This window comes from Azospirillum halopraeferens DSM 3675, assembly GCF_000429625.1.
GTDB lineage: Bacteria > Pseudomonadota > Alphaproteobacteria > Azospirillales > Azospirillaceae > Azospirillum > Azospirillum halopraeferens.
Window position 1 is genome coordinate 171,178 of record NZ_AUCF01000001.1, and the last position, 13,932, is coordinate 185,109.

At 70.8% G+C, this 13,932-nt stretch carries 12 protein-coding genes; 6 read left to right on the forward strand and 6 right to left on the reverse strand.

Going from position 1 to position 13,932, the window contains the following annotated elements:
* The first annotated feature begins 30 nt into the window (after window positions 1-30).
* Window positions 31-1,140 carry a dihydropteroate synthase gene (gene folP, locus G472_RS0100815; protein WP_035690608.1) on the forward strand — a complete coding sequence of 370 codons (1,110 nt, stop codon included), beginning with the start codon at window positions 31-33 and terminating at the stop codon, window positions 1,138-1,140.
* 21 nt (window positions 1,141-1,161) lie between these two features.
* On the opposite strand, the gene G472_RS0100820 is transcribed toward folP, so the two are convergent.
* Window positions 1,162-1,656, reverse strand: a complete 495-nt coding sequence (locus tag G472_RS0100820; protein ID WP_035690610.1) for a GNAT family N-acetyltransferase — start codon at window positions 1,654-1,656, stop codon at window positions 1,162-1,164.
* A gap of 172 nt (window positions 1,657-1,828) precedes the next feature.
* On the opposite strand from G472_RS0100820, the gene glmM reads away from it, so the two are divergent.
* On the forward strand, window positions 1,829-3,199 hold the full coding sequence (gene glmM / locus G472_RS0100825; RefSeq protein ID WP_029006836.1) for a phosphoglucosamine mutase: 1,371 nt from the start codon (window positions 1,829-1,831) through the stop codon (window positions 3,197-3,199).
* Window positions 3,196-3,996 carry a bifunctional hydroxymethylpyrimidine kinase/phosphomethylpyrimidine kinase gene (thiD, locus tag G472_RS0100830; RefSeq protein WP_029006837.1) on the forward strand — a complete coding sequence of 267 codons (801 nt, stop codon included), beginning with the start codon at window positions 3,196-3,198 and terminating at the stop codon, window positions 3,994-3,996. The genes glmM and thiD overlap by 4 nt, the downstream gene beginning before the upstream one ends.
* A gap of 18 nt (window positions 3,997-4,014) precedes the next feature.
* Here thiD and G472_RS0100835 read toward each other — a convergent pair whose 3' ends face one another.
* Together G472_RS0100835 and G472_RS0100840 are read right to left on the reverse strand one after the other, a co-directional pair.
* Window positions 4,015-5,010, reverse strand: a complete 996-nt coding sequence (locus G472_RS0100835) for an MDR family oxidoreductase (protein ID WP_029006838.1) — start codon at window positions 5,008-5,010, stop codon at window positions 4,015-4,017.
* A gap of 111 nt (window positions 5,011-5,121) precedes the next feature.
* The gene (locus G472_RS0100840; RefSeq protein WP_029006839.1) at window positions 5,122-6,441 is read right to left on the reverse strand and encodes an OmpP1/FadL family transporter; all 1,320 of its coding nucleotides are present in this window, start codon (window positions 6,439-6,441) and stop codon (window positions 5,122-5,124) included.
* A gap of 259 nt (window positions 6,442-6,700) precedes the next feature.
* On the opposite strand from G472_RS0100840, the gene G472_RS0100845 reads away from it, so the two are divergent.
* Window positions 6,701-7,057 (forward strand): hypothetical protein, encoded by a 357-nt coding sequence (locus tag G472_RS0100845; RefSeq protein WP_029006840.1) that lies wholly within the window; start codon window positions 6,701-6,703, stop codon window positions 7,055-7,057.
* On the opposite strand, the gene G472_RS30550 is transcribed toward G472_RS0100845, so the two are convergent.
* The 3 genes from G472_RS30550 to G472_RS0100860 are packed head-to-tail and all read right to left on the reverse strand — an operon-like array spanning window position 7,050 to window position 9,458.
* The gene (locus G472_RS30550; protein WP_051340103.1) at window positions 7,050-7,856 is read right to left on the reverse strand and encodes a TSUP family transporter; all 807 of its coding nucleotides are present in this window, start codon (window positions 7,854-7,856) and stop codon (window positions 7,050-7,052) included. The genes G472_RS0100845 and G472_RS30550 overlap by 8 nt on opposite strands.
* Before the next feature lie 17 nt (window positions 7,857-7,873).
* Entirely contained in the window at window positions 7,874-8,521 is a 648-nt protein-coding gene (thiE, locus tag G472_RS0100855; RefSeq protein ID WP_029006841.1) for a thiamine phosphate synthase, read from the reverse strand.
* Between the two features lie 7 nt (window positions 8,522-8,528).
* On the reverse strand, window positions 8,529-9,458 hold the full coding sequence (locus G472_RS0100860; protein ID WP_029006842.1) for a class I fructose-bisphosphate aldolase: 930 nt from the start codon (window positions 9,456-9,458) through the stop codon (window positions 8,529-8,531).
* A gap of 297 nt (window positions 9,459-9,755) precedes the next feature.
* On the opposite strand from G472_RS0100860, the gene G472_RS0100865 reads away from it, so the two are divergent.
* Complete coding sequence (locus G472_RS0100865; protein ID WP_035690613.1) at window positions 9,756-11,114, forward strand: N-acetylmuramoyl-L-alanine amidase; 1,359 nt, start codon at window positions 9,756-9,758, stop codon at window positions 11,112-11,114.
* Between the two features lie 160 nt (window positions 11,115-11,274).
* The gene (locus G472_RS36625; protein WP_051340105.1) at window positions 11,275-13,749 is read left to right on the forward strand and encodes a M10 family metallopeptidase C-terminal domain-containing protein; all 2,475 of its coding nucleotides are present in this window, start codon (window positions 11,275-11,277) and stop codon (window positions 13,747-13,749) included.
* Window positions 13,750-13,932: the final 183 nt, after the last annotated feature.

Consider the following 13,932-nt stretch of genomic DNA (forward strand, 5'->3'; position numbering starts at 1 on the left):
CGTCCGTTCCGCCCGCCGGAGGTGCCCGCCATGGCCGACCGATCCCCCTTCAGCGCGTTCTGCCCCTGGTTCGCCGGCGAGCCGCGGGCCCGGCTGTACGTGCGCCCGCTGGGCCTGCTGCCGGCCGGGGCGGGCGCGGAGGCGCTGCCGCTGGCCGGCGGCCGCTCCGCCTTCGCCCTGGCGGAGCTGATCGTGCGCGCTCCCGGCCGGATCGAGCGGGCGGTGGGCAGCGTGACCGAGGCGGTCGCCTGGGCCCGCGGGTGCGGGCCGACGGCGCTCGATGCGCTGGAACGCCGGCTGGCCGCCGTCACCCGGCCGCGCGGAGCCTTCGGCGGTGTGGACATCGACCGGCCGGCGGTGATGGGGATCGTCAACGTCACGCCGGACAGCTTCTCGGACGGCGGCGATTTCCTCGACCCGGCCCGGGCGATCGCCCATGGGCAGGCGCTCCTGGACGCCGGCGCCGACATTCTGGACGTGGGCGGCGAATCCACGCGCCCCGGCGCCGCCCCGGTGCCGCCGGAGGAGGAGGAGGGGCGCATCCTGCCGGTGATCCGCCACTTCGCCGCGGCCGGCGCCACCGTCTCGGTGGACACCCGCCACGCCCGCGTCATGGCGTCGGCGCTGGCCGCCGGCGCCGCGATCGTCAACGACGTCAGCGGCCTGACCGGTGATCCCGACAGCCTCGCGGTGGTGGCCGGGGCCGGCGCCCCGGTGGTGCTGATGCACATGCAGGGCGACCCCGGCACCATGCAGATCAACCCCACCTACGAGGACGCGGCGCTGGATGTCTTCGACCTTCTCGAAGAGCGGGTGGAGGCCTGCCTCGGCGCCGGCCTGGCGCTCGACCGCATCGCCGTCGACCCCGGCATCGGCTTCGGCAAGACGACGGAGCACAATCTGCACATCCTGCGGCACACCGCGCTCTACCACGGGCTGGGCTGCGCCGTGCTGATCGGCGTGTCGCGCAAGGGCTTCATCGGCCAGTTGTCACGCAACGAGCCGGCCCGGCAGCGCGCCCCCGGCTCGATCGCCATCGGCCAGGACTGCTGGTCGCAGGGGGCCCAGATCCTGCGCGTCCACGACGTCGCCGAGACCGTCCAGGCCCGCGCGCTGTGGGAGGCCCTGCACCCCCGTTGACCGGCGCGCCGGGGCCGGCCGTCACAGCATGCGCTGAAGGAACACCAGGTCCAGCCAGCGGTCGAACTTGCGGCCGACCTCGGGCATCCGGGCGACCTCGACGAACCCGAGGGAGCGGTGCAGGTGCAGGCTCACGGCGTTGTCGGCGTCGATGCCGGCGACCATGGCGTGCAACCCGCGGTCGCGGGCGCGCTCCACCGTGGCGGCAAGGAGGCGGCGGCCGACGCCGCGCCCGCGGGCGGCGGGGGCGACGTAGAGGGAATTCTCCACCGTGTGGCGGAACCCCGGCCAGGGCCGGAACGGGCCGAAGCTGGCATAGCCCAGCACCGTCCCCGCGGGGTCGGTGGCCACCAGGACGGGCATGTCCTGTTCCCGCTTCATGTCGAACCAGCGGACCTGGGCGTCCTCGCTCCGCGGCAGGTCGTCGTAGACGGCGGTGGTGTTCACCACCGCGTCGTTGTAGATGGCGAGCATCGCCGCAAGGTCGCCGGGGCCGGCGTCGCGAAGGTCGATCATGGACCCTGTCCGTTCGATGGCGGCCGCCCCCTTCGGGCAGCCCCGGAGGCAGCTTGTAACACTTCCGCACGGTCGCGGAAGTGTCCTTGACCGCGGTGGCGCCCTGCGGCGAAGAAGACTTCACCGCACGAGGAATTGCGGTACAGTGACGGTTCATCCCCGGGAGCACTCGATGACACGACACCTCTTCGGCACCGACGGCATTCGCGGCACCGCGAACACCGAGCCGATGACGGCGGAAACCGCCCTGCGGGTCGCCATGGCGACGGCGCTCCAGTTCCGCCGCGGCGAGCACCGGCACCGCGTGGTGATCGGCAAGGACACCCGGCTGTCCGGCTATCTGCTGGAGCCGGCACTGACCGCGGGTTTCATCTCCATGGGGATGGATGTCGTGCTGCTGGGGCCGCTTCCCACGCCGGCCGTGGCCATGCTCACCCGCTCCCTGCGGGCCGACATGGGGGTGATGATCTCGGCCTCGCACAACCCCTACCAGGACAACGGCATCAAGCTGTTCGGTCCCGACGGCTACAAGCTGTCCGACGAGGTCGAGGCGGCCATCGAGGCGCGCATGGGCGAGCCCTTCGGCCCCGACCTCGCCGGTTCCGCCGCGCTGGGCCGCGCCGCCCGCCTGGAGGACGCCCCCGGCCGCTACATCGAATACGTCAAGAACACCTTCCCGCGCGGCCTGCGGCTCGACGGGCTGAAGATCGTGGTGGATTGCGCCAACGGCGCCGCCTACCGCGTCGCCCCCAACGTCCTCTATGAACTGGGGGCCGAGGTGGTTCCGATCGGCGTCAAGCCCGACGGTCTCAACATCAACAAGGGCTGTGGCGCCACCGCCACCACGCTGTTGCAGGACACGGTGGTGGCCGAGGGCGCGGACCTGGGCATCGCGCTGGACGGTGACGCCGACCGCCTGATCATGGTGGACGAGCGTGGCCGGGCCATTGACGGCGACCAGCTCATGGCCCTGGTCGCCACGTCCTGGGCGAAGGCGCAGACGCTGAAGGGCGGCGGCCTGGTTGCCACGGTGATGTCCAACCTGGGGTTGGAACGGCACCTCCGCGGCCTCGGCCTCACGCTGGTGCGCACGCCCGTCGGCGACCGCTACGTGGTCGAGCACATGCGCGAGCAGGGCTACAACGTCGGCGGTGAGCAGTCCGGACACATCGTGCTGTCCGACTATTCCACCACCGGCGACGGGCTGATCGCCGCGCTGCAGGTGCTGGCGGTCATCCAGGGGCTCGATCGGCCGGCGAGTGCGGTCTGCCGCTTGTTCGACCCGGTGCCGCAGAAGCTGACCAACGTGCGCTTCGGCACCGGTGCCCGGCCGCTCGACCACGCCATGGTGCAGGAGGCGATCCGCGAGGGCGAGAGCCGCCTGAACGGCTCCGGCCGCGTGCTGATCCGCAAATCGGGCACCGAGCCGGTCATCCGCGTGATGGCCGAGGGCGACGACGAAGTGCTTGTGGAGGGCGTCGTGGCCGACATCTGCGCCGCCATCCGGGCGGTGACCCAACCAACGGCAGAGGCTGCGGAATGAAAGGCAGGGTGCTGATCGTTGCCGGTTCGGATTCGGGCGGCGGGGCCGGAATTCAGGCCGATATCAAGGCGATCAGCGCCTTGGGTTCCTATGCGGCGACGGCGATCACCGCGCTGACCGCACAGAACACGTTGGGGGTCCACGGGGTCTTTCCCGTGGACCCGGCCTTCGTGGCGCAGCAGATGCGCGTGGTGCTGGAAGACATCGGGGCCGACGCCGTGAAGGTCGGCATGCTCGCCTCCGTCGAGGTGATCGAGGCGGTGGCGGCGGAGTACGAAGCCATGGCCATCAACGTGCCGCTGGTCGTCGATCCCGTTATGGTCGCCAAGGGCGGCCACCCCCTGCTGGCCGAGGCGGCCGAGCTGACGCTGCGCAAGCGCCTGCTGCCGCTGGCCGACATCGTCACCCCCAACCTGCCCGAGGCGGAGGCCCTGACCGACATCGCCATCCGCGATCTCGACGACATGCGCCGCGCCGCCATTCTGATCCGCTCCTTCGGTCCCAAGGCTGTCCTGATGAAGGGCGGGCACATGGAGGGCGAGATGGTGCAGGACCTGCTGATGACCGAGGAGGGTGAGGAGGTCTTCGAGTCGGAGCGTCTCCACACCCCGCACACCCATGGCACCGGCTGCACGCTGGCGTCCGCCATCGCCGCCGGCATCGCGCGCGGCATGAGCGTGCGCGATGCCGTGGCGCGGGCCCGGGCGTACGTGCAGAAGGCCATTCTGACAGCCCCCGGCATCGGCCACGGCCACGGCCCTCTCAACCATCTTCACACCGTGGCCGAGTTTCCCTGAGCGGCCGTCGACGGGCACCTATCCGTCGATGCGGACCACCACGCGGCCGCGGATCTGCCCGGCCAGGATGGCGTCGGCCAGTTCCGGCAGCTTGTCCATCGGTTCCACCCGATACATGGACGTCAACGCATCGCGGTCCAGGTCGCGGGCAAGCCGCGCCCACGCCCGGTCGCGGCGATCCTGCGGGGCCATTACGGAATCGATGCCGAGCAGTGCGACCGAGCGCAGGATAAAGGGAAACACGCTGCCCGGCAGGTCGGTGGCGCCGGCCAGGCCGCAGGCGGCGATAGCGCCACCCCACACGGTCTGCGACAGGGCGGTCACCAGGGTCTGGCCGCCGACGGAATCCACGCCGCCCGCCCAGCGCTCCTTCTGCAAGGGCGGGCCCTTCTCCAGCAGCGTGGCGCGGTCGATGAAGCCGGTGGCGCCCAGGCCGGCCAGATACTCGTGGGTTTCCGGGCGGCCGGTGGAGGCGGTGACCGGATAGCCGCGCCGGGCGAGCAGGGCGACCGCGACCGAGCCGACGCCGCCGGCCGCACCGGTGACCAGCACCTCCTTGCCGCCGGGCCGGATGGCGCCCCACGATTCCAGCGCGTCGACGCACAGGGCCGCCGTGTAGCCGGCGGTGCCGATGCCCATCGCCTCTTCCGGGGTGAAGGCGTCGGGCAGGCGGGTCAGCCACTCCGGCTTCAGGCGCTGGTAGCGGCTGTAGCCGCCCCACTGGGTCTCCGACAGGCCCCAGCCGTTGACCACCACCCGGTCTCCGGGCCTCCAGTCGGGGGAGCGGGACTCCACCACGGTGCCGGCCAGGTCGATGCCGGCCACCATGGGCAGCTTGCGGGCGATGCGGCCCTTGCCGGACACGGCCAGCCCGTCCTTGTAGTTCACTGTGGAATGGGAAACCTCGACGAGCACGTCGTGATCCGGCAGGTCCTCCCGGGTCAGGGTCCGGAAGCCGCCGCGGGGTTTGCCGTCGGCGTCGTCGATGACGAAGGCGGTGAAGGTATCGGTCATGGTGCGGGTGTCCTCCCTGCCGCGTCGGTGTTTTTGCGCCCGCACTATGACATGGGGGACGGGCGGCAGAAAGGAACCGCCGGGCACGCGGAGCGGCCCGGCGGCCGGGGGTCAGAACGTGAAGCGCGCCTGAACGCCGAGGAGATTGACGTGGTTCTCGTAGCGGCCCGTCAGGGTGCCGCGGCCGCGTTCCGGACCGGTGAGATCGTCGGTGAGGGACAGTTTGGCGTCGGACACGAAGATGTGGGTGTACGCCGCGTCGATCCGAATCGAATCGGTGATCTGGTACCCCGCCCCGACGGACAGCCAGTAGCGGTTCTCGTCGGGGATGCGCGGGGTGCGGAACTCATCGGTCATGGGGGTGCGGTCGAAGGCGACGCCGGTGCGCAGCGTCAGCCGGTCGCTCACCCTGTACGCGGCGCCCGCCGACACGAACCAGGAATCGTTCCACCGCTCCTCGGTCACCGAATCCGCCAGGGTGGGATCGTCGAAGGAGACGCGCAGCTCCTTGAAGCGGGACCAGTTGGTCCACTGCACGTCCGCCATGACCGCCCAGCGATCCGACAGCTCGTGGTAGGCGCCGAAGGAGACCACCTCCGGCGTGGTCAGCTTGGCGTGCGCGGCGGAGGCGGGAAAGGCCCGCGACAGGGTCGGCGGCACGCCGGTGAACGAGATGTCGCCCTCCAGCTTGTGGAACACGGGTGAGCGGTAGGACAGACCGAACCGGGTGCCCGGTGCGGGCCGGTAGATGAGGCCGGCGGTGGCGCCGAACGCCAGGTCGTCGCCCTTCAGATCGCTCGTCACGTCCAGCGCGCCGGGACGGCCGAGCGCCAGGCCGGCGTCCGACACCGCGGACAGCTTGGCCTTGACGTACTGCACCTGAAGGCCGGCGCCCAGAATCACCTCCGGTATCACGCGGTAGGAGACGGTGGGGGTGAAATTGTAGGTCCGCAGGTCGGAACGCACACCGTGGTAGCGCCCGACCCAGTCGTAGGGATAGGCGGTGACCAGCCCCCACGGACCGTTGCCGGAAATGCCGATCCTGAGGTCCGGCGACACCGCATAGACGGCGTAGCCCGCGGGCATCACCGCGTCCTGCGCGATGTCGCCGGGATCGGCGTTCCCCGCGATGGGGGTGCCGCCCGCACCGGCGGCGCGGGTGGCCCGCAGATCGTGCGGTTCGGCGTGCGGGCCGATGTAGGTGAAGGTCTGCACCAGTTCGTGCCCCTGCGCCAGCCCCATGGCGGCGGGGTTGAAGAACATGGCGCTGGCGTCGCCGTTGCCGCCGGCGGTGATGCCGGCGAACGACGTGCCCTGGCCGGAGACGCTCTGCTCCTTCAGGGCGAAGCCGGCGGACAGGGCCGGCAGCGGTGCCGCGATGCACAGGGCGGCGGCGGTCATCAGGCGGAGTCCGGATGAGCGGTCGATCATGGTGCGTTTCCCCTGCGGTGGTTCCGCGTGTTGTATCGTTGGTTATTTTTCGTTTACGTATTCAAGCTCACGTAAACGTCATGCCTGAATGTAGAAGGTTTGTAACGCGCACGTCACCCATGATCAATTGCATATGACGCTGATGGTCGGGCGGCCGCGGACCTGTCCCGAGCGGCCACCGTTAAGGGAAATGAGGGATGTGGAGGGAGGATCGCCCGTGATGCCGGATCGTTCGACCGGGCTCACTGCGTTGCGGCGCATGGCCGCAGTGCTTCTGGTGTTGCTGCTTCCGGCGGCCTGCGCCACCTACGACCCCGGCAACCCCTTGCAGGGCCGCTGGGCGCTGACCATGCCCGGCCTGCCGGCCCTGGGGATGGGAACGGGGTTCGCCCTGGGCACCTACGAGTTCCGGCGGGGCAGCATGGACCTGCTGGGGGTGGAGCAGGAGGTGGAGTACGCCGTCGCCGGTGACCGGATCACGGTGATGCCGCTCGGATTCGGGCCGACCCTGGAGGTGCGCATGATCGACGCCGACACGGCGGAGGTGCGGGATCCCTTCACCGGCACGCCGATGATCCTGCGCCGCGTGCGCGACCGTGGTGGCCTGTTCAGGTGAACAGGTCGATCACGGACAGCGCCGCCCGGCGCAGCAGGTTCTCCTCGTCCGTCCACACCAGGCGCGCGGTGATGGCCAGGGAGGCGACCACCAGCATGGGCCGGACGATGCGCGCGCCGTTGCGGATCACCATGTGGGCGCCGAGCTGGGCGCCGAGATACTGGCCGACGCCCATGGTCAGGCCGATGATCCACTGGATCTGCCCGCCCACCAGGAAGAACAGGAGCGCCGCGGCGTTGCTGGTGAAGTTCAGCACCTTGGTGTGGGCCGTCGCCTTGCGCAGGTTGTAGCCCAGCAGCGAGACGAAGCCGATGGCGAAGAAGGTGCCGGTCCCCGGCCCGAAGAAGCCGTCGTAGAAGCCGACGCCGATGCCCACCGTCAGGGCGAAGGCGGGATCGGAGATGCGCCGGTGGGCGTCGATGTCGCCCGCTTTGGGCGACACCAGCAGATACACGGCGATGCCGACCAGCAGCAGCGGGATCACATCGCGCAGGAAGTCGGCCGCCAGCATCTGCACGGCGATGGCGCCCGCCGCAGCGCCGGCGAAGGTGCAGACGATCATGCGGACCATGGCGCGCGGGCTCACCTCCCCGCCGCGCACGAAGCGCAGGGTGGCCGAGAAGGAGCCGAAGCTGGATTGCAGCTTGTTGGTGGCCAGCGCCTGGGCCGGCGTCAGCCCGGCCCACAGCAGCGCCGGGATGGTCAGCAGGCCGCCGCCGCCGGCGATGGCGTCGACGAACCCGGCCACCAGACCGACGGCGAACAGCGCCGCCAGCAGATCGACGGAAAGCAGGTCCATGGGCGGGGCCGCCGGCGTCAGCCGGCCGCGGCCTCCCCGGCAGCGTCGGCGATGGCGCGTTCGAAGGCGGCGACGCCGGCCCCCGGCCCGTCCGGGTGGTTCCACACCGCGCCGACCACCGCCAGGAAATCCGCCCCCGCCCGCACCAGCGGGGCGCAGTTCTGCGGCGTGATGCCGCCGATGGCGACGCAGGGCACCTCCATCAGCTCCGACCACCAGGCGATCAGGTCGGGGGTGGCGTGGTGTTCCACATCCTTCGTCGTGGTCGGGAAGAAGGAGCCGAAGGCGACGTAGTCCGCCCCGTCCTCCGCCGCGGTCATGGCGAGATGGCGGCTGTCGTGGCAGGTCACGCCGACGATGGCGTCCGCACCGACGGTGGCGCGGGCCTTCTTGTAGGGGGTATCCTTCTGCCCGATGTGGACGCCGTCGCAGCCGGTTTCGCGCGCCAGATCGGGACGGTCGTTCAGCAGGAAGGCGACGCCGCGGTCCTGGGCTACCGGGCGCAGCGCGTCGACGGCCCGGCGCACCGTGTCGTCGTCGCAGTCCTTCAGGCGCAACTGGACGCAGGCGACGTCGCCTCCGTCCAGTGCCCCGGCGAGGGTGACGGCGAACGCCGCCGGCTCCAGGGCCGGCGGCGTCACCAGATAGAGACGGCAGTCAGCCAATGAAGGCTCACTCCTTGCCCTGGTAGATCTTCATGATGCGGTCGAGCAGGGCGAGGGCCTCCTCGCGCGGGCGCTGGAAGGCGTTGCGGCCGATGATCGAGCCGTTGCCGCCGCCGTCGCGGATGGCGCGGGCGTCCTCGAAGACCGACTCCTCACCCTTGGTGGCGCCGCCGGAGAACACCACGATGCGGCGGCCGTTGAAGGTGCACTGCATGATGTGGCGCACCCGCTCGGCCTGGGTGGCGATCGGGATCTCCTTGGCCTGGTAGACCTTCTTGGCCTCGGCGTTCTCCAGGTCGGCGGTCGGCAGCTTCACCTTGATGATGTGGGCGCCGAGCAGGGCCGCCATGTGGGCGGCGTAGCCGATCACGTCGACGGCCAGCTCACCGGACTTGGAGATGTTGCCGCCGCGCGGGTAGGACCAGATCACGGTGGCGATGCCGACCGACTTGGCCTCCGCCGACAGCTCGCGGATCTCCTCGTACTGGTCGTACATGGAGTCGGAGCCGGGATAGATCGTGAAGCCGATCGCCGAGCAGCCCAGGCGCAGCGCGTCGTCGATGGACGCGGTCACCGCCTGGTCGGCCGCCTCCTTCTGGGTCGACAGGCTGTTGGCGCTGTTCATCTTGAGGATCAGCGGGATGGCGCCGGCGAACGTGTCGGCCCCGGCCTCCAGCGAGCCCAGCGGAGCGGCGTAGGCGTTGCAGCCCGCATCAACGGCGAGCTGGAAGTGGTAGTGCGGATCGTAGCCGGCCGCGTTCGGGGCGAAGCTGCGGGCGGGGCCGTGCTCGAAGCCCTGATCGACGGGCAGGATGACCAGCTTGCCGGTGCCGCCCAGCTTGCCTTCCATGAGGATGCGGGCGAGGTTGGCCTTGACGCCGGGATTGTCGCTCTCGTAGTTCGCAAGAATCTCTTTGACTTTGCGGGTGATCTTCATTGTCACGACTCCCCATGGGGCGTTTTTTGGCGGAAGTGCGGCCCTCATAGCCCAGCACGGACGGCTTTGCAACACAGGCAGGGGGCGTAAGCCGGCGGCAAGGGCGGGGGAGGGGAGGCAGACCAAAGGCCAGGGCAGCCGCCGCATTCCCCTGCATGCGCGCCCCGCGCGTGGCGTTGCCGATGTCCCACACCCGTTGGCGGATGAAGCGGCGTCTCATCTTTTCCGTTGAACGCCTTGATTCGCCTAAGCTACAGGTAGGGGATGGGTCGTCCGCGTCCGGTTTGGGTGGTTCGCATGCCTCGCTTTCCCGCGCGAGTCGTTGCGCTGGTGGTCATCGCGCTGCTCTGTGTCGCGATGGTGCCGGCGGCCGCGCGCACCGCGGCGGCGGCCGAGACGTCGCCCAAGACGGCGACCGCCCTGCTGACGCCCCCGGAAACGCCCCCGTCGGTCATCGACGCCCGCATCGGCATCCACCCCGACAAGACCCGCTTCGTTCTTGAGTTGAGCGAGGCCGTACAGTTCAGGGTGGAGACGCTGGCCGACCCCTACCGCGTCGTGCTCGATCTGCCCAACCTTCATTGGCCGGGCGGTGCGGAGACGGTGCGCGGCAAGGGACTGGTCGAGCGCTACCGCTACGGCAGCTTCGGGGCCAACACCCTGCGGGTGGTGTTCGACACCAGCGGTCCGGTGCGTGTCAGCCAGGCCTATCTGATTCCGCCGCGTGAGGGGCACCTTACCCGTCTGGTCATCGACATGGAGCGGGTGGACCGCGCCGCCTTCGACCGCCTGATTGCCCGGTCCGGGCCGGCGCCGGCACCCGCGGCGGGCGGTGCCGACAAGACGGCCCGGGTGAAGGAGGCGGTGGAGACCGGTACCGCGAGGGTGGAGACGCCGCCCCGGGCGATCGCCGTCGCGGCCCCCCTGCCGCCACCCCTGCCGCCGGCCCGCGCGCCGGTGCCGGACAAGCCGATGATCGTTATCGATCCCGGGCACGGCGGTGTCGATCCCGGCGCCGTCGGGGTGGGCGGCGTGTTCGAAAAGGACATCACGCTGGCCGTGGCGCGGGAACTGAAGAAGCATCTGGAGGCGTCCGGCCGCTACCGGGTCAAGCTGACCCGCGACAAGGACGCCTTCATGCGCCTGCGTGAACGTGTTGCCTTCGCCCGTGAAGCGAACGCAGACCTGTTCATGTCGCTGCACGCCGACAGCATCGGCAGCAACGCCATCCGCGGCCTGTCGGTCTACACCCTGTCGGACCGTGCGTCCGACCGCGAGGCGGAGATGCTGGCCGCCAAGGAGAACCGCGCCGACGCCATCGCCGGGCTGGACCTGACCGCCGAGAACGACCTGGTGGCCAGCATCCTCATCGACCTGGCCCAGCGCGACACCAAGAACCAGTCCAAGCGCTTCGCCCGGATGGCGCTGGACCATCTCGGCAAGGAGGTGACGCTTCTTCCCTCCAAGCCGCACCGCGAGGCCGGTTTCGCCGTTCTCACCGCCCCCGACGTGCCGTCGGTCCTGGTGGAGATGGGCTATCTCTCCAGCCCGCAGGATGCCAACCTGCTGGCGTCGCGCCGGCATCAGGAAAAGCTGGCGCGGGCCATGACCCGCTCCATCGACGCCTATTTCAAGTGGCTGGACAGCGTCCGCTGACGGCGCACGCAGCCCGGGCCGAAACTTGTCCCACGCCTGAACCCGGCGCCCGGGGAATGATGCCCCCGCTTCTTCGAATGGGTTAATCCGTTCGGGTGCGCAGCCCTCCGCCGCGCCGCCGCGGGATGGCCGTCCGCGCCCGGCGACCGGGGGCGTGGTCATGGTGTTCGGACTCTTTCGCACCGGCGCCGATGCCGGTTACGTGCGGCACTGCGCGTGCGCGGATTGCAGCCGCGGGGCGGACGCGGAGCTGTCTCCGGGCGGCGGCGGCGCGGCCCAATGGCCGGGCGGCGCGGGGAAAACCGGGGGCAACCCATACATCGACGCGCTGATCTGGGGCAACCGCTGGGGCGGCGGCGCCCCGGTCGCGATCACCTACAGCTTCGTGGACAGCCATTACGCCTGGACGGCGGCAGAGAAGGCGGCGATGGCGGCTGCCCTGTCCACCTGGTCCGACGTCGCCGCCGTAACCTTCCATGAGGATGGTTCGGGGGGCGGCAACCTGAAGTTCCACAGCGTCGACGCCGCCTACTTCCAGACCGCGGGAACCCTCGGCCGGCAATATGGCCCCGACGGCACCTCCGGTGCCGGCAAGGGCTGGTACAACCGCCAGGGCACGGGGTGGACCATGGCCGGGCGCGCGCAGGGCGGCTTCGGCTTCGTCACCCTGATCCATGAGATCGGACACGCCCTGGGCCTCGCCCACCCCCACCACACCAGCGGCGTGTCCGGCCTGTTTCCCGGCGTGGCCTACGGCGATCACGCCAGCCTCGGCACCGACGGGCAGAACCAGGGCGTCTTCACGACCATGTCGTACAACGACGGCCTGGCGTCCGATCGCCACAGCCCGCGGGTGTCCGTCGCCTATGGATACCAGGGCACGCCCATGGCGTTCGACGTGGCGGCGATCCAGCACATCTACGGCGCCAACACCGGCCACGCCGCCGGCAACGACACCTATGCGCTGCCCGACGCCAACGCCGCGGGCACCTTCTACCGCTGCATCTGGGACGCCGGCGGCTACGACCGCATCGTCTATGGCGGAGCCAGGGACGCGGTCATCGACCTGCGCCCGGCTCCCCTGGCCGGGCCGGACGCCGGCGGTCACATCAGCCGGGCGGCGGGGGTGGTCGGCGGCTTCACCATCGCCAACGGGGTGATCATCGAAGCGGCCGAAGGCGGCAGCGGCAACGACCGGCTGATCGGCAACGACGCCGACAACCGGTTGAACGGCGGGGGCGGGTCCGACACGCTGACCGGCGGGGCGGGGCGGGACAGCTTCCTGGTCGGTGATGATGACCTCATCACCGATCTCACCCCGGAGGACGACATCTACGTCGCCGGGTATTCCACGGCCGCCACCATCACCGCCGCCGCCGGCGCCGGGCTGACGGCGGTGACCGTGAGCGAAGGCGGGCGCAGCCTGACCTTCCGGCTGACGGGGACCGGTTTCACGGCCGCCGGCTTCTCCCGCACGGCGGCGGGCGATTCGCTGCGCCTGACCCATGGCGCGACGATCGGGGCACTGCCCCCGGCCCCTCTGCCGGTTTCCTTCATCGCCGGCCTGTCGGTGCTGCTGCCGCCGGGCGCCACCCTGACAGCCGCCGTCGAGCCGACGGCGGGCGCCCGCGACCGGACGACGGCGATACTGGCGGGCACCGTCGCCGGGCTGGGCGGCGGCGGCACCATGGCGGCGGCGGTGGATGCCTATGCCGCCCGGTTCGCACCGGATGCCGGCCTGACCCTGCGCACCGTCACCGGGGGCGGTGCGGCGACGGACCGGCCGATGGTGATCCTGGCCGGCGGCGGTCCCGGCGAGGCGCTGGTGCTGGACGCCCGCGCCATGGCGGCGGGGAGCCTGGTGGACGTGGAGGGCGTCGGCTTCGTCGCCGTGCTCGGTGACATCAGCGTCACCACCGGCGCACCGGCCGAGGTCGCGGCGGGTGACGACGGGGCGCAGGTCCTGGCGATGGGGGGCGGCGACGACACGGCGTACGGCGGCGGGGGCGACGACGTTCTCTACGGCAATCCCGGCGACGACCGGCTCTACGGCAACGTCGGCATGGACACGCTGTTCGGCGGGCAGGGGGCCGACGGGCTGTTCGGCGGCCAGGACGACGACCACCTGTTCGGCCAGCTCGGCGACGACGTCCTCTTCGGTCAGCTCGGCAACGACGTGCTGTTCGGCGGACAGGGAGCGGACACGCTGTTCGGCGGGCAGGGGGGCGATGCCCTGTTCGGCAACCGCGGGGCCGACCTGCTGTACGGCAACCTCGGCGACGACACGCTCGACGGCGGGGAGGGGGCGGACACGCTGTACGGCGGCGCGGGCGCCGACCTGTTCCGCTTCACCGCCCCGACGGATGGCGGCGACACGGTGGCGGACTTCGAACCCGGAGTTGACCGAATCGCCGTGGTCGGCCCTAATTTCGGCCTGGTCCACGCGGGTCCCCTGGCGCCCTCCCACTTTGCCCTGGACAATCCGGCCGACGGCGACGACCTGTTCGTCTTCGACACCGCCACGGGTGTGCTGGCGTTCGACGCCGACGGGGTCGGCCCCGGCGCCGCGGTGACCATCGCCACGCTCAACGTGCGCACGCTGAGCGCCGGTGACATCATGGTGCTGGCGTCGTGATCCGCACCCCTCCCATGCGGCCGTGCGGGGAAGTACGGGTTGCGTCCGCCATCGGTGCGACACATTTTCCGGACAATCGAAAGGGGGAGTCGGCGCGCCGCACCGGGCCGGTGTAGGATGCGCCGCTCGAACCCCGCCGGTGCACCGGCTGCACGGTGCGGCGGGGAAGCGCGGGGGTGCGGC

Coding starts and splice junctions, on each gene's coding strand:
- G472_RS0100860 (WP_029006842.1), bottom strand. CDS start 9,458: ATGAAGATCACCCGCAAAGTCAAAGAGATTCTTGCGAACTACGAGAGC.
- thiD (WP_029006837.1), top strand. CDS start 3,196: ATGAAAGGCAGGGTGCTGATCGTTGCCGGTTCGGATTCGGGCGGCGGG.
- G472_RS30550 (WP_051340103.1), bottom strand. CDS start 7,856: ATGGACCTGCTTTCCGTCGATCTGCTGGCGGCGCTGTTCGCCGTCGGT.
- G472_RS0100820 (WP_035690610.1), bottom strand. CDS start 1,656: ATGATCGACCTTCGCGACGCCGGCCCCGGCGACCTTGCGGCGATGCTC.
- G472_RS0100840 (WP_029006839.1), bottom strand. CDS start 6,441: ATGATCGACCGCTCATCCGGACTCCGCCTGATGACCGCCGCCGCCCTG.
- glmM (WP_029006836.1), top strand. CDS start 1,829: ATGACACGACACCTCTTCGGCACCGACGGCATTCGCGGCACCGCGAAC.
- folP (WP_035690608.1), top strand. CDS start 31: ATGGCCGACCGATCCCCCTTCAGCGCGTTCTGCCCCTGGTTCGCCGGC.
- G472_RS0100835 (WP_029006838.1), bottom strand. CDS start 5,010: ATGACCGATACCTTCACCGCCTTCGTCATCGACGACGCCGACGGCAAA.
- G472_RS36625 (WP_051340105.1), top strand. CDS start 11,275: ATGGTGTTCGGACTCTTTCGCACCGGCGCCGATGCCGGTTACGTGCGG.
- G472_RS0100865 (WP_035690613.1), top strand. CDS start 9,756: ATGCCTCGCTTTCCCGCGCGAGTCGTTGCGCTGGTGGTCATCGCGCTG.
- G472_RS0100845 (WP_029006840.1), top strand. CDS start 6,701: ATGGCCGCAGTGCTTCTGGTGTTGCTGCTTCCGGCGGCCTGCGCCACC.